This window comes from Pseudomonas sp. ChxA (assembly GCF_030263855.1).
Lineage (GTDB): Bacteria > Pseudomonadota > Gammaproteobacteria > Pseudomonadales > Pseudomonadaceae > Aquipseudomonas > Aquipseudomonas fluorescens_CB.
Genome location: NZ_JARPMK010000001.1, coordinates 1,217,772 through 1,237,036, shown reverse-complemented (window position 1 = coordinate 1,237,036; position 19,265 = coordinate 1,217,772). Strand labels below are relative to the sequence as shown.

At 61.2% G+C, this 19,265-nt stretch carries 21 protein-coding genes; 10 read left to right on the top strand and 11 right to left on the bottom strand.

Annotated elements, in window-relative coordinates; translation table 11 throughout:
- Positions 1-44: 44 nt before the first annotated feature.
- Positions 45-947: a DMT family transporter gene (locus tag P5706_RS05460; RefSeq protein ID WP_138453524.1), complete on the bottom strand. Its 903-nt coding sequence runs from the start codon at positions 945-947 to the stop codon at positions 45-47.
- 137 nt (positions 948-1,084) lie between these two features.
- Here P5706_RS05460 and P5706_RS05455 point away from each other — a divergent pair, with 137 nt between their 5' ends.
- Positions 1,085-1,960 (top strand): helix-turn-helix domain-containing protein, encoded by an 876-nt coding sequence (locus P5706_RS05455; protein WP_285678713.1) that lies wholly within the window; start codon positions 1,085-1,087, stop codon positions 1,958-1,960.
- Here P5706_RS05455 and P5706_RS05450 read toward each other — a convergent pair.
- The 8 genes from P5706_RS05450 to P5706_RS05415 all read right to left on the bottom strand — a co-directional run bounded on the left by P5706_RS05450 (position 1,957) and on the right by P5706_RS05415 (position 12,321).
- Entirely contained in the window at positions 1,957-4,452 is a 2,496-nt protein-coding gene (locus P5706_RS05450; RefSeq protein WP_285678712.1) for a LuxR C-terminal-related transcriptional regulator, read from the bottom strand. The two genes, P5706_RS05455 and P5706_RS05450, sit on opposite strands and share 4 nt — an antisense overlap.
- A gap of 240 nt (positions 4,453-4,692) precedes the next feature.
- Positions 4,693-6,051, bottom strand: a complete 1,359-nt coding sequence (locus P5706_RS05445; protein ID WP_219268984.1) for a DUF1329 domain-containing protein — start codon at positions 6,049-6,051, stop codon at positions 4,693-4,695.
- Positions 6,052-6,077: 26 nt separating this feature from the next.
- A complete protein-coding gene (locus tag P5706_RS05440; protein ID WP_099549448.1) occupies positions 6,078-7,868 on the bottom strand; it encodes a DUF1302 domain-containing protein in 1,791 nt (596 codons plus the stop codon).
- Positions 7,869-8,348: 480 nt separating this feature from the next.
- Entirely contained in the window at positions 8,349-9,260 is a 912-nt protein-coding gene (locus P5706_RS05435) for an SDR family oxidoreductase (RefSeq protein WP_200432553.1), read from the bottom strand.
- A gap of 173 nt (positions 9,261-9,433) precedes the next feature.
- The gene (locus tag P5706_RS05430; protein ID WP_285678711.1) at positions 9,434-10,336 is read right to left on the bottom strand and encodes an alpha/beta fold hydrolase; all 903 of its coding nucleotides are present in this window, start codon (positions 10,334-10,336) and stop codon (positions 9,434-9,436) included.
- A complete protein-coding gene (locus P5706_RS05425; RefSeq protein WP_200432551.1) occupies positions 10,336-11,118 on the bottom strand; it encodes a class II aldolase/adducin family protein in 783 nt (260 codons plus the stop codon). The genes P5706_RS05430 and P5706_RS05425 overlap by 1 nt, the downstream gene beginning before the upstream one ends.
- A 140-nt stretch (positions 11,119-11,258) precedes the next feature.
- Entirely contained in the window at positions 11,259-11,945 is a 687-nt protein-coding gene (locus P5706_RS05420; protein ID WP_200432550.1) for an LrgB family protein, read from the bottom strand.
- Positions 11,935-12,321, bottom strand: a complete 387-nt coding sequence (locus tag P5706_RS05415; protein ID WP_138813887.1) for a CidA/LrgA family protein — start codon at positions 12,319-12,321, stop codon at positions 11,935-11,937. The genes P5706_RS05420 and P5706_RS05415 overlap by 11 nt, the downstream gene beginning before the upstream one ends.
- A 97-nt stretch (positions 12,322-12,418) precedes the next feature.
- On the opposite strand from P5706_RS05415, the gene P5706_RS05410 reads away from it, so the two are divergent.
- The gene (locus tag P5706_RS05410; protein ID WP_200432549.1) at positions 12,419-13,315 is read left to right on the top strand and encodes a LysR family transcriptional regulator; all 897 of its coding nucleotides are present in this window, start codon (positions 12,419-12,421) and stop codon (positions 13,313-13,315) included.
- Here P5706_RS05410 and P5706_RS05405 read toward each other — a convergent pair.
- The gene (locus P5706_RS05405; protein WP_285678710.1) at positions 13,296-13,751 is read right to left on the bottom strand and encodes a flavodoxin; all 456 of its coding nucleotides are present in this window, start codon (positions 13,749-13,751) and stop codon (positions 13,296-13,298) included. The two genes, P5706_RS05410 and P5706_RS05405, sit on opposite strands and share 20 nt — an antisense overlap.
- Before the next feature lie 129 nt (positions 13,752-13,880).
- On the opposite strand from P5706_RS05405, the gene P5706_RS05400 reads away from it, so the two are divergent.
- Both P5706_RS05400 and P5706_RS05395 read left to right on the top strand, forming a co-directional pair.
- Entirely contained in the window at positions 13,881-14,348 is a 468-nt protein-coding gene (locus P5706_RS05400; protein WP_285678709.1) for a PAS domain-containing protein, read from the top strand.
- Between the two features lie 58 nt (positions 14,349-14,406).
- Positions 14,407-15,012 (top strand): hypothetical protein, encoded by a 606-nt coding sequence (locus P5706_RS05395; RefSeq protein WP_200432546.1) that lies wholly within the window; start codon positions 14,407-14,409, stop codon positions 15,010-15,012.
- A gap of 2 nt (positions 15,013-15,014) precedes the next feature.
- Here P5706_RS05395 and P5706_RS05390 read toward each other — a convergent pair whose 3' ends face one another.
- Positions 15,015-15,974, bottom strand: a complete 960-nt coding sequence (locus P5706_RS05390; protein ID WP_502945433.1) for a MerR family transcriptional regulator — start codon at positions 15,972-15,974, stop codon at positions 15,015-15,017.
- Between the two features lie 211 nt (positions 15,975-16,185).
- On the opposite strand from P5706_RS05390, the gene P5706_RS05385 reads away from it, so the two are divergent.
- From P5706_RS05385 to P5706_RS05360, 6 genes are read left to right on the top strand one after another with little or no spacing between them, the layout of a single operon-like run.
- A complete protein-coding gene (locus P5706_RS05385; protein ID WP_285678707.1) occupies positions 16,186-16,743 on the top strand; it encodes a putative antibiotic biosynthesis monooxygenase in 558 nt (185 codons plus the stop codon).
- Positions 16,744-16,800: 57 nt separating this feature from the next.
- A complete protein-coding gene (gene folM, locus P5706_RS05380) occupies positions 16,801-17,511 on the top strand; it encodes a dihydromonapterin reductase (protein ID WP_200432543.1) in 711 nt (236 codons plus the stop codon).
- A gap of 20 nt (positions 17,512-17,531) precedes the next feature.
- Positions 17,532-18,092 (top strand): GTP cyclohydrolase I FolE, encoded by a 561-nt coding sequence (folE, locus tag P5706_RS05375; RefSeq protein ID WP_017135090.1) that lies wholly within the window; start codon positions 17,532-17,534, stop codon positions 18,090-18,092.
- Positions 18,093-18,094: 2 nt separating this feature from the next.
- Entirely contained in the window at positions 18,095-18,466 is a 372-nt protein-coding gene (gene folX, locus P5706_RS05370; protein WP_017135091.1) for a dihydroneopterin triphosphate 2'-epimerase, read from the top strand.
- Positions 18,467-18,482: 16 nt separating this feature from the next.
- Positions 18,483-18,779 (top strand): DUF1244 domain-containing protein, encoded by a 297-nt coding sequence (locus P5706_RS05365; protein ID WP_016971058.1) that lies wholly within the window; start codon positions 18,483-18,485, stop codon positions 18,777-18,779.
- Positions 18,772-19,110, top strand: a complete 339-nt coding sequence (locus tag P5706_RS05360; RefSeq protein ID WP_285678705.1) for a HopJ type III effector protein — start codon at positions 18,772-18,774, stop codon at positions 19,108-19,110. Before P5706_RS05365 ends, P5706_RS05360 begins: the two co-directional genes overlap by 8 nt.
- The last annotated feature ends 155 nt before the right edge of the window (positions 19,111-19,265 follow it).

Genomic DNA, 19,265 nt, shown 5'->3' with positions numbered 1-19,265 from the left:
TGATACACCGAGGTGCCTGCATCGCAGGCAAGCCAGCTCCCACATTAGATTGCCTTCGCCTTCAAGATTGGGTGAACCGACCGAGGTTTTCTGAACACCAACACATTCCCCAACATCACCAGCACCAGCCCCATCAGCGCCGGGGCGGTCCATTGGTAACCCTCGGCAAACGCCGAGACGTTCAGCGCCACCACCGGAAACAGCACCGTGCAATACGCCGCCCGCTCCGGCCCCATGCGCCCAACCAGCGTGAGGTAGGCGGTAAAGCCGATCACCGACCCCGGAATCACCAGATACCACAAAGCGCCGATATACCGCGCACTCCAGTCCATGTCGAAGGGAATGCCGCGTACCGCGCAGTAAGTCGCCAGCATCGTCGCGCCATAGGCCATGCCCCACGCATTGGTGGTCAGCGGCTTGAGTCCAGCCTTCTGTTGCAGGCTCGACAACATATTGCCCGCCGAGAAACACATGGTCCCCAGCAACGCCAGGCCCAGGCCGAGCAAGGTCTGCGGGCTGGCGGTATGCCCTGCCAGCTCCGGCCAGAACAGAAAGCCCAGCCCCAGCAACCCTAGCGCGCCGCCCATCAACACGTTGCGCGCTACGCGTTGGCCGAAAAACACCCGGGCATTGAGGGCGTTCCACAATGTGGCGGTGGAAAACACTACTGCCACCAGACCGCTCGGGATCCATTGGCTGGCGGTCAGGAAGCACATGAAGTTCACGCAGAACAGGCATAGCCCTTGCGCCAGGCAGATCAAATGCCCGCGCCGGTTCATCACCTGCAACTTGCGGCTGAGCAACAACAGCGCAAACAGCACCAGCGCCGCCAGGCCGAAGCGGTAGACAATCGATACGGGAATCGCCACGACGCCCAATTGCCACTTGAGGGCGATCCAGGTGGTGCCCCAGATCAACACGGTGAGTAAATACAGGAAAAGGTTCATAGCGGGCTCCGTCGATTGAGCCACAGTGTCCCTTGGCAGCCGGTCGGCGCTCTTGCACATTCTTGCGCTTTTGTCGGGCGCATGGATCACAGCCATCGCCGGCGGGAGTAGGATGCAAGGCGTCGGAGAGCACAACCATGCCAGATCTGGAATCCCTGCAAGTCTTTCAAGCCCTTAACCGCTCGCCCAACGCACGCCTGGAAGCCTGCGCCGAGCTCGGTGACGGCTTGTCTGCGGCCTTGTGGAGCAACCATCACGATTCGCAGGACTACCAGGCGCCGACCCATCACACCTTGTCCTGCTACATCGGCGGCGGCACCGGCACCTTTCGGCGCGATCAGCCGGGCACCAAGGGCGGCCCGGACAAACTCTGCATCCTGCCCGCCGAACACCAGTCGGCCTGGGTGATCAACGGCGAGATTCGCCTGGCCCATGTGTATTTCAGCCCGGAGCAATTTGCCCTCGGCTGCGTCACGCTGCTTGACCGCGAGCCGCGCGAATTGCAATTGCGTGAAAGCACCTTCCTCGAAGACGCCAACCAGGCCCAACGCTTTCACCAGTTGATCGCACTCAACTGGCAGGAGCCCGCCGAGCGCCTGCTGACCAGCAGCCTGGCCCACGAGATGCTCAGCCACACCTTGCTCAGCCAAGTCGGCGCACGCGACGGCCTGCGTTTGAAAGGCGGGTTGGCGGCGCATCAGCGGCGGCTATTGGTGGAGTTTATCGACCACCATCTGGAAGACCCGATCAGCCTCGGGCAACTGGCGGGTATGTGCGCGCTGTCGGAATACCACTTTGCGCGGATGTTCCGCCAAAGCTTCGGCCTGCCGCCCCACCAGTACCTGTTGGCGCGTCGCCTGGCACGTGCGCAAGCCTTGCTGCGCGGCGGCGCCCTGCCCCTTGGCGAGATTGCGTGGCGGTGCGGCTTCTCCAGCGCCAGCCACTTTACCCATCGCTTTCGCCAGGCCATGGGCGCCACGCCCGGGGAATACCGCCAGGCGTTCTGCGCCTAGACCATCAAGCCCAATGTCTTGGCCTTGGCCACCGCTTGGGTGCGCCGCTCCACGCCGAGCTTGCTGTGGATGCGCCGCGCGTGGGTCTTGACGGTGTGCAGCGAGATAAACAGCCGGTCGGCGATTTCCAGGTTGGAGTTGCCTTGGGCGATCAGCTGCAGCACTTCCAGTTCGCGTTGGCTCAGCGGGTTTTCCACCACGCCACTGGGCGCCGCCGGGGTTTCCAGGCCCAGCTCAATCAATAGCCCCGGCGCACGCAAACGCAGCTCGCGAATCGCCTGCTGCACCTGGCAGCGTTGCGCCAGCTCCAGCCCGGTTTGCAGGGCGCGGCGGGCCATGGCCGAGTCGCCCAACTGCCAGGCAACTTCGCCCAACACCAGGTGCAGTTCGGTTTCCAGGCAGAGCATGCCGCGTTGCTGGGTGGTGTCGAGCAAGGCATACAGGCGCTCCAGGGGCTGAACGGCCACACCCAGCTTCACCTCAGCCAGCACTAACAGGTACTCCAACCGTGGAATCAGCTCCAAGGTGGCCGGTGGCGCCTGCCGGGCCTGTGGCCCACGGAAATGGCGCAGCACGCGGCGCACTGCCTCCACAGTCAGTTCGGCACGGCCCTGCTGCAACCAGAAGTGCCCACTGACCAACAGCAGCACCGCGCGGTATACCGAGTCCGGCACATGGCGCTGCTGCATCAAGCGCTCCGCCTCGCGCAGCTGGATAAACGCCTGGGCGTAATCACCCTGGTTGGCCGCCAGCAGCGCCAGGCCGAGAAACCCATAGAGCACGCGCTTGTCCTGACTGTGCAGGCACAGGCTCAAACCGCTCTCGAAACATTCACCAGCAAGCGAGTCCTGGCCTTGGCGCAACGCCAGATGCCCGCGCCGCAGGGCGATGCGCCCTACCAGTGGCCCCGCCTTGAGGCGCTGGCGCGCCAGCATCGCCTGCACATTTTCCAGCAGGCTTTGCGCCCGATACGGTGCACCGCGCTGCTCCAGCAATTGCGCGTGGTCCAGCTCCAGCAGCGCCTCCAGCACCAATGAACCATGGGCACGCGCCAGGCACAGCGCTTCGCGGTTCAAGGCTTGGCTGACGTCCAACTCGCCGCGCAGCAGGGCTTGCTGGGTCAGGCCCGAAAGGCACATCAGCCGGGATGTCCAGGCGCTGTCGGGCAACGCTTGCAAGGCCTCCAGAAAATGCTCGCGGGCGCGCTCGGCATCCCCATTGAGGTGCAACAACCAGCCCCATTGCGCCTGCCAGCGCGCCAATAAATGCCGCTGTTTCGCCGCCGTCGGCTGCGGTGCAAACCGGGCAAGCTGGTCGATGCACACACCGGCTTGCTCAAAGCGCCCGGCGAACAGCAATGCGGCCGTCACCAGCCCCACCAGTTGCGCCGAGCCAAGCAGCAATTCATCGCCATGCTGCTCATGCAGACGCAGCAGCAGTTGCGCATTCTGTTGACGGAACAAGTCTTCAAAACTGAAGTGTTGCAACAGGCTCACCGCCACCTCAAACGCTTCGGCCAGCAAGGCCTGCTCAAACGCGGCTTGCCAATCGCACTCGGTGGTAAACCATTGGCAGGCGCGCCGATGCCAGGAACGTTTGGCCGGCCAGGGCTCATCGCGCAGCAAGCGTGCGAGCGGCGGGAACACCTGCAGCCAATCGGCGGTGTCTTCCCAGGGCTGGATAAAGGCGCCCAATGCCTGCAATTCGCGCAGGTAGCGGTCACCGTCGCCAGCGCCGAACAGGTGCTCGCACAGGCCCGGGTTGAAACGCGGCAGGTGCGCCAGTACCCGCCAGGCCTCAGCCAACTCCACCGGCAAGGTGCGCAGCAGTTCGTGTTGCAGGTAGTCGAGCAAGGTCTTGTCCGGGTGGCCATCACCGAGCAAGGCAATGCGCACCCCAGCGCACCAACCGCCGCTGAACTGCATCACGCTGTCGAGGCTTTGCTGGGGGCCGAGCAGTTGCTGGACCTGCGCCGGGTTGAAGTCCAGGTCGCTGCGTGCCAATAGCTCGTCGTCGAGCAACAGGCGCGGCCAGTTGCACGCCGGTCGCCGCCGCGCGCCCAGCCACCAGGTCAGCGCCGGGCTGGCGACACTGAGCAAGCGGTCGAGCAAAGCATCCAGCTCGGGCGCAGGCAGGCGGCAGTAATCATCCAGGAACAACCACGCCGTGGGCTGCCAGCGGCTGAGGTCAAGCAACAAAGTAGCCTCATCGACAAACGCCAGCCCCAGGTTGTGCGCCAAGCGTTGGCACAACTCGTCGGGGCTCAAGGCCGCGCCATTGAGTGGCAGCCAATAGACCTGGCAACCCTTGGGCGCCTGCAAGGCACACTCGGCCAGTAACGCGCTTTTGCCACTGCCGCCCGGCGCGCACAGCAACTTCACCCTCACGGGCGCCGCGAGCAGCGGCTCGGTCAATTGCGGGCGTAATAAGTGATGGGCGGACAGCCGTGGCATGAATCCAGGACGGTCCAGGCAGCGGGTCATGGCGGTCATTGCTGCATCCTGCGTTTTTATTGTTATGCAACCTGACGCCACCCTAGTCCTGTGGTTGGCGGTTGTTGAAGAAGTATTCAGCGGGGTGATTGAGGGGCATGCGTAAAACTAAATGTGGGAGCTGGCTTGTGTGGGAGCTGGCTTGCCTGCGATGCAGACACCTCGGTCAAACAGGCATACCGAGGTGATGCTATCGCAGGCAAGCCAGCTCCCACAGGTTGATTGCATTTCAGATGGAGATCAGCGAACGCCCTCGGACCGCAACGCTGCTGGCGTGTAATCCGCCGCCTTGGCCGCAAAGCCGAAGACGAAACTGCGCTTCTCCTCGTTCTTCATGCCGAGGGCGATGTAGCGCCCGGCGATGATGTCGTACAGGGTTTCCACGGTGTAGGCCGGCACCTGATGGTCGTAGTAGAACTGCGCGTGGCCTTCAGCAACGCGCCACAGTTGGCCACGCCCGTCGTAGTGGTCCACCAGCGCGACCTGCCAGCTGTCTTCGTCGATGTACATATGGCGCTTGGCGTAGATGTGCCGCTCGCTCGGCTTGACCGTGCCGACCACTTCCCACACGCGGTGCAGCTCGTAGCGGGTGAGGTCCTGGTTAATGTGCCCGGCCTTGATGATGTCGTCGTACTTGAGGGTCGGCGAGTCGAGCTTGTAGCTGTTGTAGGGGATGTACATCTCTTTTTTGCCGACCAGTTTCCAGTCGTAACGGTCGGGCGCGCCGGAGAACATGTCGAAGTTGTCGGTGGTGCGCAGGCCGTCGGAGGCGGTGCCCGGGCCGTCATACGAGACTTGCGGTGCACGGCGCACGCGGCGTTGGCCGGCGTTATAGATCCACGCCAGGCGCGGCTCCTTCACCTGGTCGAGGGTCTCGTGCACCAGCAGCACGTTGCCTGCCAGGCGCGCGGGCGCCGTCACCGATTGCTTGAAGAAGCTCAGCACGTTGGCCGCCTTGGCCGCGTCGATATCCGGGATGGCTTGCGGCACCGCCACTTCTTCTTCGAAGCGGATCGGCGTGTAGCTGCCATTCGTTTGCGGAGTAGCCTGGGTGATGATGCGCTTGAGGTTACCGCCGTGGTAACGGGTGATGTGGTTCCACAGCACTTCCACGCCATTTTTCGGGATCGGGAACGCGTAGTAACGGTTGCCGGTGAAGTTTTCCAGACCGTTACCGTCGTTGATCGCGTGCACGTTCAGCGCGCTGCGCTTGATCGACTCGTAGATATCCGGCGGCAGGTTGACCGTGCGATGGGTTGGGTACACCGGGATCTTGTAGGTCTCGGGGTAACGCTTGAACATCGCCACCTGGCCATCGGAAAGCTTGTCTTTGTATTTGTCGACCGTGGCGGCGGTGATCACGAACAGCGGTTTTTCATTGGCGAACGGGTCGGCCAGAAAGCCTTTGCTGTCCACCGCGCCAGCGTTTTTCGGGATGCCGCCGGTCCAGGCGGGGATCGAGCCGTCGGCGTTGCCGGCTTTTTCGGCACCCACTGGCGTCAGGGTAGTGCCGAGCTTGGCCGCCTCTTCGGGCGAGACCGCGGCCATGACGTGGGCGGCCAATACACTCAGGGCCATCACTGCAAATAGCTTACGCATAGGTTGTTGTCCTTCCTTAAACCAAGTCAGAAGTTCACGCCGAAGCTGAGGGCGATAAAGTCGCGGTCGGTGAGGGTGTTGTAGTCACCGCCAAAAAAGTCGGTGTAGCTCAGGCTCGCGGTGTAGGTGTTGCGGTAGTCCGCATCCACGCCGACGCTGATCGCCTTGGCGCCTTCGTTGAAAATGCCGTTGGGGCCGTAGCCGCTGACGTCATGGGACCAGGACAGGTTGGGCTTGAGGTTCACCCCGGCGAACACGTTGTTGTAGTCGAGGATCGCGCGGGCGCGGTAGCCCCAGGAGTTGGCGGTGACGAAGCCGTCGGTATCGCCGCCAAACCCATAGGCGCCATACACCGAATCGCGGCCATAGCGCAGTTTGGTTTTGGCCTCCAGCCCACCGACGTGCACATACGCCGCCTCGCCCACCAGCGTCAGGCGTTCGGCACCCAGCACCTGGTCGAAGAACTGGGTCATGGTGCTCTGGATCTGGGTGATCTCCTTGCGGCGGTAGCCGGAGTTATCCGAGCCGAACGAACTGCGGATCGGCGAGGCGGTTTGGCCGGCAATCGGGTTGACCAGCGCCAGGGTCAGGTCGGTGGTGTTGAGTTGCACCGGCGCATTCGGCCGGTAGCTGATTTCGCCAGTCCAGGCCGTGCCGGTGGGCAAGGTGGTGGAAAAACTCGCGCCGTACAGGCGGATGTCTTCCGGGTAGTCGAGGTAATACTGGCCACGCCCGAGCATGGTGCTCTGGGCCAGGCCCGAGCCACTGCCGGGCGCAATAGCGTTGGCAGTGCTGACGATACGGCCGATGGTGGCCAGGTTGGTATTGGCGGTAATCGTGCCCACCGTTGGCGTGCGGCTGTGGTAGTTCATGAAGTAGAGGCCGTACTCGGTGTCATCGCCGAGCCAGCGCAAGGCCGCACCGAACTGGCCGCCATCGCGCGCTTCGCGGTCGTTGGCGCGCTGCACCACCACGCCTTCGCGGGTCACCTGAAAACCCTGGCCGAACGCTGCGGCCACCGGTTGCAACGGCGCAATCGCCGGGCTGCCGACCGTGTAGTTGCCGTTGCAGCCGTGTGCCACCACGTCGTTACCGAAGAAAGTGCCGCAGTTATCCACCACGGTGTTTTCCCAGTTGAGTTGGTAGAAGCCTTCTACCGACAGCTGGTTGGTCAGGCTTTGCGACGCGAACAGCATGTTGACCGGGATCAGGCCTTCCTTGATCTCAGCGCCCGGACGGCGGAACGCTGAGACGTCGATGGGGTTGATGCTGTTGATCGAGTTACCGATAAACGTACTTTCGCCCCAGCTCACCACCTGTTTGCCGACCCGCACGGCGCCCGGCAAATCGCCGATGGAATAGTTGTGGTACACGAAGGCATCCAGCAGCTCGTAGCCGGACGAGCGCGCGCCTTCGTCACGGTGGTTGTTGCTGATTTGCTTGAACTCGCGGTTTTCGTCCTGCAGTTCGAAGTCGTACCAGTACTTGCCGCGCACAAAGATGCCGCTGTCGCCGTACTTGAGTTCCAGGTCGTGAATGCCCTTGAAGATCTTGGAGAAGGTCTCACCCTTCTTGAAGTTCAACCGCCCGTCATCACCGGTGGACGCCTGCCCAGTGCCGCCGTTGGGAATCCCCACCAGCTTCTTGTCGGCATCGCGCATGCCCCAGCTGGCGCCGACCGACAGCGAGGAATCGAATTGCCCTTCGATCTCGCCGATGTTGAATGAAACAGCCTGTGCCTGGGCGCAGAAACCCAGCGCAACCGCCGTGGCCAGCGCCTGTGGCGTGAAGATGGCGCGCATTGTTGTTTTTGTCATGCGTCTTCCCCGGTGAGTGACAGAAGGCCCCACCCTACTGCCGCCCGTCGGGAGCGATAAGCGCACCAAAGGGGTATTCGTGGTGTCGCTCGAAAGGATGAGCAGCCGCTCTGGCCGGGGTTTGCGCGCGACCATGGATTAGGTAGATGGCGGATTATCAGGAGGATGGATAGGCGCAAGCGATCGTTACTGAAACTGCAACAGTCCTTGTCCTGAACTGCTATTACTCATTTTGTTACAAGCGACTATTCTTAGCGCACTTTCAGGGCAGATGGCCCGCTTGCGTAATCGCAGGAAAAGTCTGATTCCATAGATTGGCCCAATGTTTCAATCTATTACCGCTGTTCACTGACGTTGATTTGTCGCTCCTTGATCCAACGTCTTACTTCGGCCGCTGCCTGTGCAGCGGCCTTTTTTATGCACAAAATAAAACGGGGCGCCTGTAGCGCCCCGTAGCATTCAAGCGTGTTCAAGCAACGATCAGAGGCTGAACTTCTGCAGATTGGCCATCATCTCTTTCAACGCTTCGATGTTGTCCTTGGGGTGCGCGGCGCCTTCGAAGTCGCAGATCTGCGCCCAGTGCGCCGCCACGTCGTCCGGTGAGAACCCGGCCTCAGGGTCAAACCCCACGCCCAGGCTACGCTCCCAGCGGGTCTTGCCGATCCAGCCGCCGCCAACTTCAAACAACCCGGAGGTGTCCTGGCAGGCCTCGCTACCCAGGTACACCACCAATGGGCTGACCAGTTCCGGTTTGAGTCGCTCGAATACCTGCGGCGGGATCAGGCCTTCGGTCATGCGCGTGCCGCCGGTGGGGGCGATGGCATTGACCAGGATGTTGTTCTTGCGCCCTTCCAGCGCCAGGGTGCGGGTCAAGCCGTAGAGGCCCAGCTTGGCCATGCCGTAGTTCGATTGCCCGAAGTTGCCATAGATACCCGAAGTGGACGCGGTGAAGATCACGCGGCCATAACCCTGCTCGCGCATGTGCGGCCAGGCGGCGCGGGTGACTTTGTAGGCACCTTCGACATGTACGCGGTACACCAGGTCCCAATCACTGTCGTCCATTTTGTGGAAGGTCTTGTCACGCAGGATGCCGGCGTTGTTGACCACCACGTCGACACGGCCGAACACGTCGAGGGCATGCTGGACGATCTTGTCACCATCGGTTACGGAGTCATGGTTGGCCTCGGCCGTACCGCCCGCTTCACGGATCTCAGCCACAACACGGTCGGCGGCCGAGGCATTCGCGCCTTCGCCCTGGGCCGAGCCGCCGAGGTCGTTGACCAGCACTTTGGCCCCGTGCCTGGCAAACAGCAGCGCATGGGCACGGCCCAACCCGCCGCCGGCACCGGTGACGATCACGACCTTATCCTGGAACTGCACTGACTCACTCATACCGAACTCCGTTGGCGACATTGGCAATGGGTTGAGTGTCACGCACGCAGCCGTTGGTCACAATAAACACGGCCGAGGCTGAATGGTGCTCGATAAGGCAGCGGGATGATTAAATCGCTGTTGTGGCGAGGGCGCTTGCTCCCGCTGGGCTGCGCAGCTGCCCCGGATTGGCCTCAGGAGTAAGCTAAGCGCGGCGCCCGCTGACCAATGCGTTCACGAAACCCCAGGTAATGCTTGAGCACCAGCACCGGCGCTTCGATCTGCGGGTAGTGGCCGATATTGGCCAGCGATACAGAGTCAGCATTGGGCACCAACTGGTGATAACGCTCCACCATGTGCGCGCCGGAAATGGGATCGACTTCGCCGTCGATCACCCGCAACGGCACCTCATCGCGTTGCATCGCCGCCACCCAACGTTCACGCATACGCCGGCGCTGGGGGATGTAAGCAATCAACTTATGCAGGATGCGCGGGCCATCATTGCAGTCGATCAGGCTCCAGAAGTCATCCAGAGCACTTTCACTGGGCCGCGTGTTCGGCCCGAAAATCTGGCTGAAACTGTTCGACAAGGCATTGCGCCCAAAGGCGCGGCCGATCATCCAGCCGAGCGGGCTGAGCAAGAGTTTCTGCACCAGCGCCGGGCGATGGGTCTCGGGAAACAGCCCGCCATTGAGGAACACACAGCTGGCCATCTGGAAGCGACCGTCGTAATGGCGCGCCAGTAATTCCTGGGCCACGCTGTCGCCATAGTCATGGGCCAACACATGCACGGGCTGCTCCACGCGCAAGTGTTCGAGCAGCGCCTGTTGCAGGTCAGCTTGCTCCAGCAGGCAGTAATCGTGGTTCAACGGCTTGGCCGAATCGCCAAAACCGAGCATGTCGCAGGCGATCACCAAGTTGCGCTGGGCCAGGGGCTGCCACAGGTAATGCCAGTCCCAACTGGCGGTAGGGAAGCCATGAATCAGCAGCAAAGGCTCACCCTGCCCCGCCACCCAGTAACGGATCACGTGGCCACGAAAGAGGAATTCCTGGCCACGTTTGCGCCAGGCTCTGAGCGGTATCTCGGCGAGTGGCATCAGCTTTTATACCCGGGATCTTGCAGGTCCAATTTACGCAACAGCGCCGGCCATGCCAGCGCGCCCCCCATACCTTGGGCGCTTTTTGTGACAGCCGCCACCATCGCCTTGGCCCCCGCCAGAATCTGCGGCTCGATGGCAATCAATTCGGCGCCGCCGTTTTGCGCCAGCACCTGGATGTCGCAAGCGCGCTGGAAGGTGAACATCATTAAAAACGTATCGGCGATGGAGCCGGCGCAGGTCAACAAGCCGTGGTTGTGCAGCATGAGGAAATTGTTACCACCGAGGTCCGCCTGCAAGCGGGCCTTCTCCTCAGGATTGAGCGCCACGCCCTCATAGGCGTGATAGGCCAGGCTGGACAAGACAAAGGTGGATTGCTGGCTGATCGGCAGCACGCCCTGCTTCTGCGCCGATACCGCAACGCCCGCGGCGGTGTGGGTGTGCAGCACACAGACCACGTCGTGGCGCACTTCATGGATGGCACTGTGGATGGTGTAGCCGGCGGGGTTGATCTCGTAAGGGCTGTCCATCAGCTTGTTGCCGGCCTGATCGACCTTTACCAGACTCGACGCCGTTATCTCATGGAACATCAGGCCATAGGGGTTGATCAGAAAATCATCGGTGCCCGGCACCTTGGCGGAAATATGCGTGAAGATCAGGTCGTCCCAGCCATGCAGCGCCACCAGGCGATAGCAGGCCGCCAGGTCGACGCGGGTCTGCCATTCGGCAGCGCTGACTTGGTCTTTGACATTCTGTGGCGATAGAACAGGGGCTAGGCTCACGGCAACAACCTCCTTGGTTCGCTTTATTATTATTTTTTTGGATGAGGGGCCAGTCTAGTCAGACGCCGCGACGCAAGGAGTTGCCTTGGCAGCCAGCTTGATGACTGAGCGAGTCAGTCATGAGAATAGTACAAACGGTGTCAGAGAAGTGCCGCCAATAAAGGCACGGCGAACAAGTTGAGCAAGCCTGTGAGCACCATCACCAGGCCCGCCACCGAGCCCTCTTCACCGCCGACTTCACGCGCCCGGCTGACGCCCGCGCCATGCGCGCCCACACCGAACAATGCGCCACGGGCCAAGGGTGTACGCAGTGGCAACCATTTGAGTAAAACGCCGCCGAGCATGGCGCCGAACACACCGGTGAACATCACGAACACCGCCGTGAGCTCCGGCACGCCGCCAAGGTCCGAGGACACCGGCATGGCAAACGGTGTGGTGATCGAGCGAGGTAACAGCGACATCGTTACCGAACTGTTCAACGCCAGCGCCTTGGCCAGCCCGAACGAGGTGCCGATGGAGGCTGCGCTGCCCGCCACCATGCCCAGCAACAATGCCGACCAGTGGCGCGCCAACAAGCGCCGCTGTTGCCAGATCGGCACGGCGAACGCCACGGTAACCGGCCCCAGCACCAGCATCAGCCAGTGAGTGTCGGTGGCATATTCGGCATAGGCGGTTTTCATCGGCACCGCCACCGCCAGCAGCAGCGCCGGCACCAGAATCAAGGGAGACAACAAGTAGCGGCCGGTGCGGCTATAGATCCAGCGGCTGAAAACATAGGCGGCCAAGGTCAGGGCAAGCCAGAACACCGGCATCAGTTCAAGCTTCACGGCGCAGGCTCCAGCGGCAGACCATCTCCACGGTGAACGCAGTCACCAGCATCACCGCCAGTGTGCTGAAGCCAATCACCAGCAGGATGCGCCAGCCGTCATTACGCACCAGGCCACCGTAGTCGAGCAGGCTCATCAGGGCCGGGATAAAGAACAACAGCATCTCCGCCATCAACACGCCGGCGCCCAGTTGCAGGGCCGCAGGCTTGACCAGGCCACTGGCGAAAGTCGCCAGCAACAGGCCAAGCCCCACCACACCGCCCGGAATCGGCCACGCGAACCACACCGATAACTGGGTGCCGAGCAGATAGATAGCCAGCAATACCACCAACTCTGTGAGCAGGCGGCCGAGATGTTTGAAGGTGAAACGTTTCATGGGCTTTGGGTCCTCGCAGGCGCTCATTTTAATGAGAGCGCCCCCATACCCACAGCGAATTGTTAGACTGCATACTATTCCAAACTGGAATCACGCTATGGAATTCAAACAGCTGCGCAGCTTCGTCGAAGTGGTCCACCGCGGGGGCTTTACCCAAGCCGGTAAAACCCTGCACATCAGCCAATCGGCGGTGAGCAAGCAAGTCGCGCAACTGGAGCAAAGCCTCGGCACACCGCTGCTGGAGCGCACCGGTTCACACATCCGCCTGACTGCCAGCGGCGAGGTGGTATTACAGCGCGCCGAGGCCATGTTGCGCCTGCAGACCGAGCTGCTTAGTGAGCTGGATGACATGCAACAACTGACGCGCGGTGAGTTGCGCCTGGGCTTGCCGCTGCTCGCGGGCGATACCTTGTTCGCCGGGTTGTTCGCCGAGTACCGCCGTCGCTACCCGAAGGTCTCCATCCAGTTGCTAGAAGGCGGCAGTCGCACCATCGAGCAGGCCATTCTGAACGGTGAGCTGGACGTGGGCGGCACTTTGATGCCCAGCGACCCGGCTTTCGCCTGGCAACTCTTCTGTGATGAACCGCTGGATGCCTTGCTACCGATGGACCACCCGCTGGCCGACAACGCCCAAGTGCGCCTGGAAGAATTGGCGGACACGCCGTTCCTGATGTACCAGCGCAGTTTTGTGCTCAATGACCGGCTGATGCAGGCGTGCCAGCAACTGGGCTTCACGCCCAGGGAAATCGGGCGCAGCGGCCAGGCGGATTTTTTGGTCGCCCTGGTCGCGGCCGGCCAAGGCGTGGTGTTGTTGCCCAGCGTAGTCGCCCGAGGGCTGGTACGACCGGGCGTGGTGCGCCTGACACTCAAGGCGCCCGATTTCCTGCGCTGGGACATCGCCTTTATCTGGCGTGAGGGCGCCTATCTGTCGAAAGCCGCCCAGGCGTGGCTGGCATTGCTGCGTGAATTCCCGGTCAAGCGCGCAGTGCAGTGACCAACTCGGCCAGCCACGGCTCAGCGTCAGCTTCCGGGGTCACGCTTTCGCTGGCATCCAGGCGCAGCATCGGCAGCACTTCGCGTACGCCCAGCTCACCGAACAGTTCGCGCATTTGCTCGCCGCCACCGCAGAACGTGTCGCCATAGCTGGCGTCGCCCAGGCCGATCACCGCACCGGGCAGGCCGCGCCAAGCGGCTGGCAGTTGGTCGCGAATGCTCGAATACAGCGGTTGCAGGTTGTCGGGCAGCTCACCCATGCCGGTGGTCGATGTGACCGCCAGGAACGCCTCTGGGGCAAAGGCCTGCACCTCGGCCAAGGTGGCGCGTGGGTTGTGCCAGGCTTCAAGACCGGCGGCGTTGAGGATACCGGCTGCGTGGCGGGCGACTTCTTCAGCGGTGCCGTAGACCGAGCCGGAAAGGATGGCGACTTTCATCAATCTGATCCTGTAGTTGAGCGAAAGCGTGGGATATTAGCAGCTGATGTAAATATTTCAGCGCACACCGTGCAACATTCAAAAGTTGCCATAGAATTCAGACTCTAAAAACGCGCCATGGACTGCTCGATGATCAACGCCAATCTCATGCAACTGGTGATTAACGCCTCCAACGACGGCATCGTCGTCGCCGAACGTGAGGGCCAGGACAAGCCAGTGATCTACGTGAACCCGGCGTTCGAGCGCATGACCGGTTACGCCCTGGACGACATCCTGTATCAGGACTGCCGCTTCCTGCAGGCGGGTGACCGTGACCAACCGGCGCTGATCGCCATTCGTGAAGCCCTCGACAGCGGTGGTGCCTGCCGGGAAATATTGCGCAATTACCGCAAGGACGGCACGCACTTCTGGAATGAGCTGTCGCTCTCTACGGTTTACAACGCGGCCGATAAGCAAACCTACTTCGTCGGCGTGCAAAAAGACGTCACCCTGCAAGTAAAGGCGCAGCAACGCGTCGCCCAGCTGGAAGCCCAGGTGACCAAGCTTGAAAACGAGCTGGCAGCACTCAAGGCGACGAGCGGAATTAACAAAATGTAAAAAATGCAGTCTTTAGAGCGATAATGGCTTTTTAATGCCTCATCCTTGAGCTACATCAATGCACCGCGACGCTCTACTAACACAGGACGAGCTGGATTTTATCCAGGACATGCAGCACAACCCGCAGTTGAACGTGCGGGATGCCTGGTCGAGCCTGACGGTTAATGGCGGTGCGCAGATTCGCGATTTGCTCACGCGGCTGGCCGCTCACGACCACGTCACCATCCAGGCGCAGTTCGACAACCAGCAACTGACCTTCCCGCTGCACTTGGTGGAAGACGAGTTTCATGCGGTGCATCTGCGCTTGGGCGTGCCAAGCATTTTTGAAGACGGGCCGATGATCCGTCCATGGCGCCTGGCCCTTGAAACACCCGTCGCATTGGAGAACGTCAGGGGCAACCCTGCTGCGTTATGGGTGCATGAGGTGTCATTCAAGGGTGTGCTGGTGGAGATTCGCGGCCGGGTCAAACCGCCGAAAACCTTTTCCCTGTGGTTCAGCCCTTCCGGTTACGAGCGTATTGCCTTGCGCGGCACGCTGGAGCGGGAAACCGCGCGAGGCCTGTTCGCTTATCGCCTGAGCCAGAGTGACGCAGATGAGATCGAACGGTTACGCCAGTTCATCCTGCATCAGCACCGCTTGGTCCACCCACACGTACACGCCTGAAATCAGCTATCCAGACGGCCTGTAAGAAACTGCTGCAAGCGGCTTTGCATCTGGCGCCCTTCGCTGCCCAGGCAACCGATGGGCGAACCGGCCAGGTCACCCTCGGCCAGGTCCGCAGCAGCACCGGCCAGGAACAGCGGGCAATCCAGGGTCAGCGCCAGGCGACTCAGGCGCGCTGCCAGCTCATGGTTGTGCGAGTGGTTGGAGAAAATCACCAGCGCCCTGGGGCGGATCTTTTCACACACCAGTGTCAGTTCATCAAAGAGCTGGCCCATGCCCAGCACTTTCACCGGCGTGTCTTGGTGACTGAGCATCAGCGCCGCCACCAGCAGTTCCAATTTACGGCATTCGCCCGGCATGGCCACCAGCAACACCCGTGGCGCCAGTGAACTGCTGGCAAGCCTTAAGCGCTCAAACGTATGCATGCGCAGGAAGGTGTCATAAAAAAGCCACTCACTGGCTTGGCCGAAACGGCCCTGGTGGCGCAGCAGGTCACTCCAGAGCGGCATCAGGATGTCCTGGAATGCCACGCTCAATGGGTAGGTGGCAAAAATCTGCCCGTAAAGGCTTTCCAACTGACGGTCGTCAAAGGCGCTGACGGCGTGCATCAACCGCGCCCGCCACTGTGACCACTCCTGCTCATCGACGCCATTGCCCTCGCCATGGATAGCCAAAGCCTGTAGATCGTCACGTGCGAGGATCTTGCCGACCTTGCTCACCGCCACGCCGCGCTCGATCCAATCGAGAATACGATTGATGGTCACAATATCGGCGTTGGAGTAGAGGCGATGCCCGCTTTCGGTGCGCGTTGGCTGAATCAGCCCATAACGACGCTCCCAGGCACGCAGGGTGACCGGGTTGACACCTGTCATTCTCGAGACATCACGGATCGGGAACAGCTCATCCGGGTCAGAGACCTGAGCCTGAGTCATTTCGAGAGTTTGAGCAGTTATTTCAGGCATCAGAGATCGGAAACGTCCATCCAAGTGTGAATCCCATTTAACGCTTTTAGACTTGTCCTTTTCAAGGGTTGGCCTGTCAGACCAATGCCACTGGTGTATTTCTTAAAAACAGGAATAATCCTTGCCTGTTTTTTGGTGATGACCTTACCCGGTCGACACCTACGTGCGCCGCCTACCCGGCTCAGCGCACCTGATTACTTGGAGATACACAATGTCTACCTCTCCCGTCACCTTGATGGTTGCGCGCCGCGTGGCCAAAGGGCGCTATGAAGAACTGATGGCCTGGCTGCGTGAAGGCGAGCAATTGGCCACTGACTTCCCCGGCTACCTGGGTTCCGGCGTGCTCGCACCGCCGCCCAATGATGATGAATTTCAGATCATCTTCCGCTTCGCCGATGAAAAAACCCTGCACACCTGGGAGTTCTCGGCTTCGCGCAGCGCCTGGCTAAGCCGTGGCAGCGAACTGTTTGCCGACCCGTCCGAGCATCGCGTCAGTGGCATCGATGGCTGGTTCGGCGCCGTGGGCGCACGACCTCCGCGCTGGAAACAGGCGGTGGCGATCTGGCTGGCATTTTTCCCGGTGTCGCTGTTGTTCAACTTCGGCCTGGGGCCGCTGCTCAGCGAGTTGGACATGTTCGCGCGTGTGCTGGTCAGTACCCTGGCACTCACGCCGCTGATGGTTTACTTCTTTATCCCGCTCTCGACCCATCTGCTGGCGAGTTGGTTGCATCCAACGCCGACGCCCAAGGCTACCCAAGCCGCTGCTTGAGTACAGCTGTGGCCGGTCGCTGGTATAGTTTCACCCTGCCAGCGACTCGAGCCTCCCATGACGGTAACCAACGCCCCGATCCTGATCACCGGTGCCGGCCAGCGTGTCGGCCTTTATTGTGCCGAGCGCCTGCTGGACGAAGGCCACGCGGTGATTTTCAGCTACCGCAGTGAGCGCCCGGGCGTTGAGGCCTTGCGCAAACGTGGCGCGCTCGGCGTGTTTGCCGACTTCTCCACTGAAGCCGGGATTCTGGCCTTTATCGCCGAGCTGAAAACCCATACCGACAGCCTGCGCGCGATCATCCACAACGCGTCGGCGTGGGTTGCCGAAACACCCGGCGACGAAAGCCGCGCTTTTACCGACATGTTCAGCGTGCACATGCTTGCGCCGTACCTGATCAACCTGCATTGTTCACCTTTGCTGCAACGCTCGACACCGGCCGATATCGTGCATATCAGCGATGACGTGGTGCGCAAGGGCAGCCGTCAGCACATCGCCTACTGCGCCACCAAGGCCGGCCTCGACAGCCTCACGCTGTCGTTTGCCGCGCAGTTCGCGCCGCTGATCAAGGTCAACGGCATCGCGCCGGCGATGGTGATGTTCAACGCCGGCGACGATGCGGCTTACCGCGCCAAGGTACTGGCCAAGTCGGCGCTGGGCATCGAGCCTGGGCCTGCGGTGATCTACCAGAGTGTGCGTTACCTGCTGGACAACCCGTATGTCACCGGAACCACCCTGACCGTCAACGGCGGGCGGCATATCAAGTAAGCCGTTTGTGAGGATGTTGTATGACCTTATCCCTGCCCCAACACTACCGCGAAATCCTCAAAGGCCTGGGCGAAGACCCGGAGCGCGAAGGCTTGCTCGACACCCCCAAACGTGCCGCCAAGGCCATGCAGTACCTGTGTCATGGCTATGAGCAAGACCTGGAAACCATCGTCAACGGCGCATTGTTCGCCTCTGATAACGACGAGATGGTGATCCTCAAGGATATCGAGCTGTATTCGCTGTGCGAGCACCACCTGCTGCCCTTTATCGGCAAGGCCCACGTGGCCTATATACCGACCGGCAAGGTGCTGGGCCTGTCGAAGCTGGCGCGCATTGTCGACATGTACGCGCGGCGCCTGCAGATCCAGGAAAACCTTACCCGGCAGATCGCCGACGCGATCCAGCAGGTCACCCAGGCCGCAGGCGTGGCGGTGGTGATCGAAGCCAAGCACATGTGCATGATGATGCGCGGCGTGGAAAAACAGAATTCAACCATGAACACCTCGGTGATGCTCGGCGCGTTCCGCGAGTCGAACACCACGCGCATGGAGTTCCTGCAACTGATTGGACGGAGCAAGTAGCAATGCCACAACTTCAACCAGGCATGGCGCGCATCCGGGTCAAGGACCTGTGCCTGCGCACCTTTATTGGCATCAATGAAGATGAGATCAACAACAAGCAGGACGTGCTGATCAACCTGACCATCCTGTATGCCGCCCAGGAAGCCGTGCGCGACAACGACATCGACCACGCACTGAATTACCGCACCATCACCAAGGCGATCATTGCCCACGTCGAAGGCAATCGCTTTGCGCTGCTCGAACGCCTGACGCAAGAGTTGCTGGACCTGGTGATGAGTAATGAATCGGTGCTGTACGCCGAAGTCGAAGTGGACAAGCCCCATGCGCTGCGCTTTGCCGAGTCGGTGTCGATAACCCTCGCAGCCAGCCGCTGATAGTTAAGTGAGCCTTATGAACGATCAACAACGCCTCGAACTCGAAGCCGCCGCCTTTCGCCGGTTGGTGGCCCACCTGGACAGCCGCAAGGATGTGCAGAACATCGACCTGATGAACCTCTCGGGCTTTTGCCGCAACTGCTTATCCAAGTGGTACAAGGCCGAGGCCGACGAGCGCCACATCGAACTGAGCCTCGATGACGCCCGCGAAGTGGTGTACGGCATGCCGTATGCCGAATGGAAAGCCCAATACCAGAAAGAAGCCAGCGCCGACCAACAGGCGGCGTTCGCCAAAGGAAAACCCCATGACTGATTTGAACACCCTGCGCGCCAGCCTCAACAGCGGCGAACATGCTTTCGCCGACACGCTGGCCTTTGTGGCTGCCGGTTACGACTACCAACCGCAGGCTTTCACCAATGGCGGCGTAGAAAATGCTGCCGGCCAGAATGAGGGCTCGTGCAAGACCTTGGGCTTGGCGTTGCTGGAAGGCTTGAGCGACCAGGAAGCGCTGCTGGCGTTTGGTGAGCATTACCGTTCGGTGGTGGCAACGCCAGAGGGCAGTGATCACGGCAATATCCGAGCGCTGATTGCGAACGGCTTGGCCGGCGTGAAGTTCACCGCACAGCCCCTGACCCGCCGCTGATTTAATCTGCCACCCCGGTTTAATGTGGGAGCTGGCTTGCCTGCGATGGCGGTGTTGACTGACACACCGCCATCGCAGGCAAGCCAGCTCCCACAGTGATTGGGTTGGCACATCAGCACTGTGGTGCGGCTTGAATCGTGCGTATAAAAAAACCG

Coding starts and splice junctions, on each gene's coding strand:
- P5706_RS05450 (WP_285678712.1), bottom strand. CDS start 4,452: ATGACCGCCATGACCCGCTGCCTGGACCGTCCTGGATTCATGCCACGG.
- folE (WP_017135090.1), top strand. CDS start 17,532: ATGACCTTATCCCTGCCCCAACACTACCGCGAAATCCTCAAAGGCCTG.
- P5706_RS05445 (WP_219268984.1), bottom strand. CDS start 6,051: ATGCGTAAGCTATTTGCAGTGATGGCCCTGAGTGTATTGGCCGCCCAC.
- P5706_RS05365 (WP_016971058.1), top strand. CDS start 18,483: ATGAACGATCAACAACGCCTCGAACTCGAAGCCGCCGCCTTTCGCCGG.
- P5706_RS05390 (WP_502945433.1), bottom strand. CDS start 15,974: ATGCCTGAAATAACTGCTCAAACTCTCGAAATGACTCAGGCTCAGGTC.
- P5706_RS05410 (WP_200432549.1), top strand. CDS start 12,419: ATGGAATTCAAACAGCTGCGCAGCTTCGTCGAAGTGGTCCACCGCGGG.
- P5706_RS05455 (WP_285678713.1), top strand. CDS start 1,085: ATGCCAGATCTGGAATCCCTGCAAGTCTTTCAAGCCCTTAACCGCTCG.
- P5706_RS05415 (WP_138813887.1), bottom strand. CDS start 12,321: ATGAAACGTTTCACCTTCAAACATCTCGGCCGCCTGCTCACAGAGTTG.
- P5706_RS05430 (WP_285678711.1), bottom strand. CDS start 10,336: ATGCCACTCGCCGAGATACCGCTCAGAGCCTGGCGCAAACGTGGCCAG.
- folM (WP_200432543.1), top strand. CDS start 16,801: ATGACGGTAACCAACGCCCCGATCCTGATCACCGGTGCCGGCCAGCGT.
- P5706_RS05400 (WP_285678709.1), top strand. CDS start 13,881: ATGATCAACGCCAATCTCATGCAACTGGTGATTAACGCCTCCAACGAC.
- P5706_RS05405 (WP_285678710.1), bottom strand. CDS start 13,751: ATGAAAGTCGCCATCCTTTCCGGCTCGGTCTACGGCACCGCTGAAGAA.
- P5706_RS05385 (WP_285678707.1), top strand. CDS start 16,186: ATGTCTACCTCTCCCGTCACCTTGATGGTTGCGCGCCGCGTGGCCAAA.
- P5706_RS05440 (WP_099549448.1), bottom strand. CDS start 7,868: ATGACAAAAACAACAATGCGCGCCATCTTCACGCCACAGGCGCTGGCC.
- P5706_RS05395 (WP_200432546.1), top strand. CDS start 14,407: ATGCACCGCGACGCTCTACTAACACAGGACGAGCTGGATTTTATCCAG.
- P5706_RS05460 (WP_138453524.1), bottom strand. CDS start 947: ATGAACCTTTTCCTGTATTTACTCACCGTGTTGATCTGGGGCACCACC.
- P5706_RS05435 (WP_200432553.1), bottom strand. CDS start 9,260: ATGAGTGAGTCAGTGCAGTTCCAGGATAAGGTCGTGATCGTCACCGGT.
- folX (WP_017135091.1), top strand. CDS start 18,095: ATGCCACAACTTCAACCAGGCATGGCGCGCATCCGGGTCAAGGACCTG.
- P5706_RS05360 (WP_285678705.1), top strand. CDS start 18,772: ATGACTGATTTGAACACCCTGCGCGCCAGCCTCAACAGCGGCGAACAT.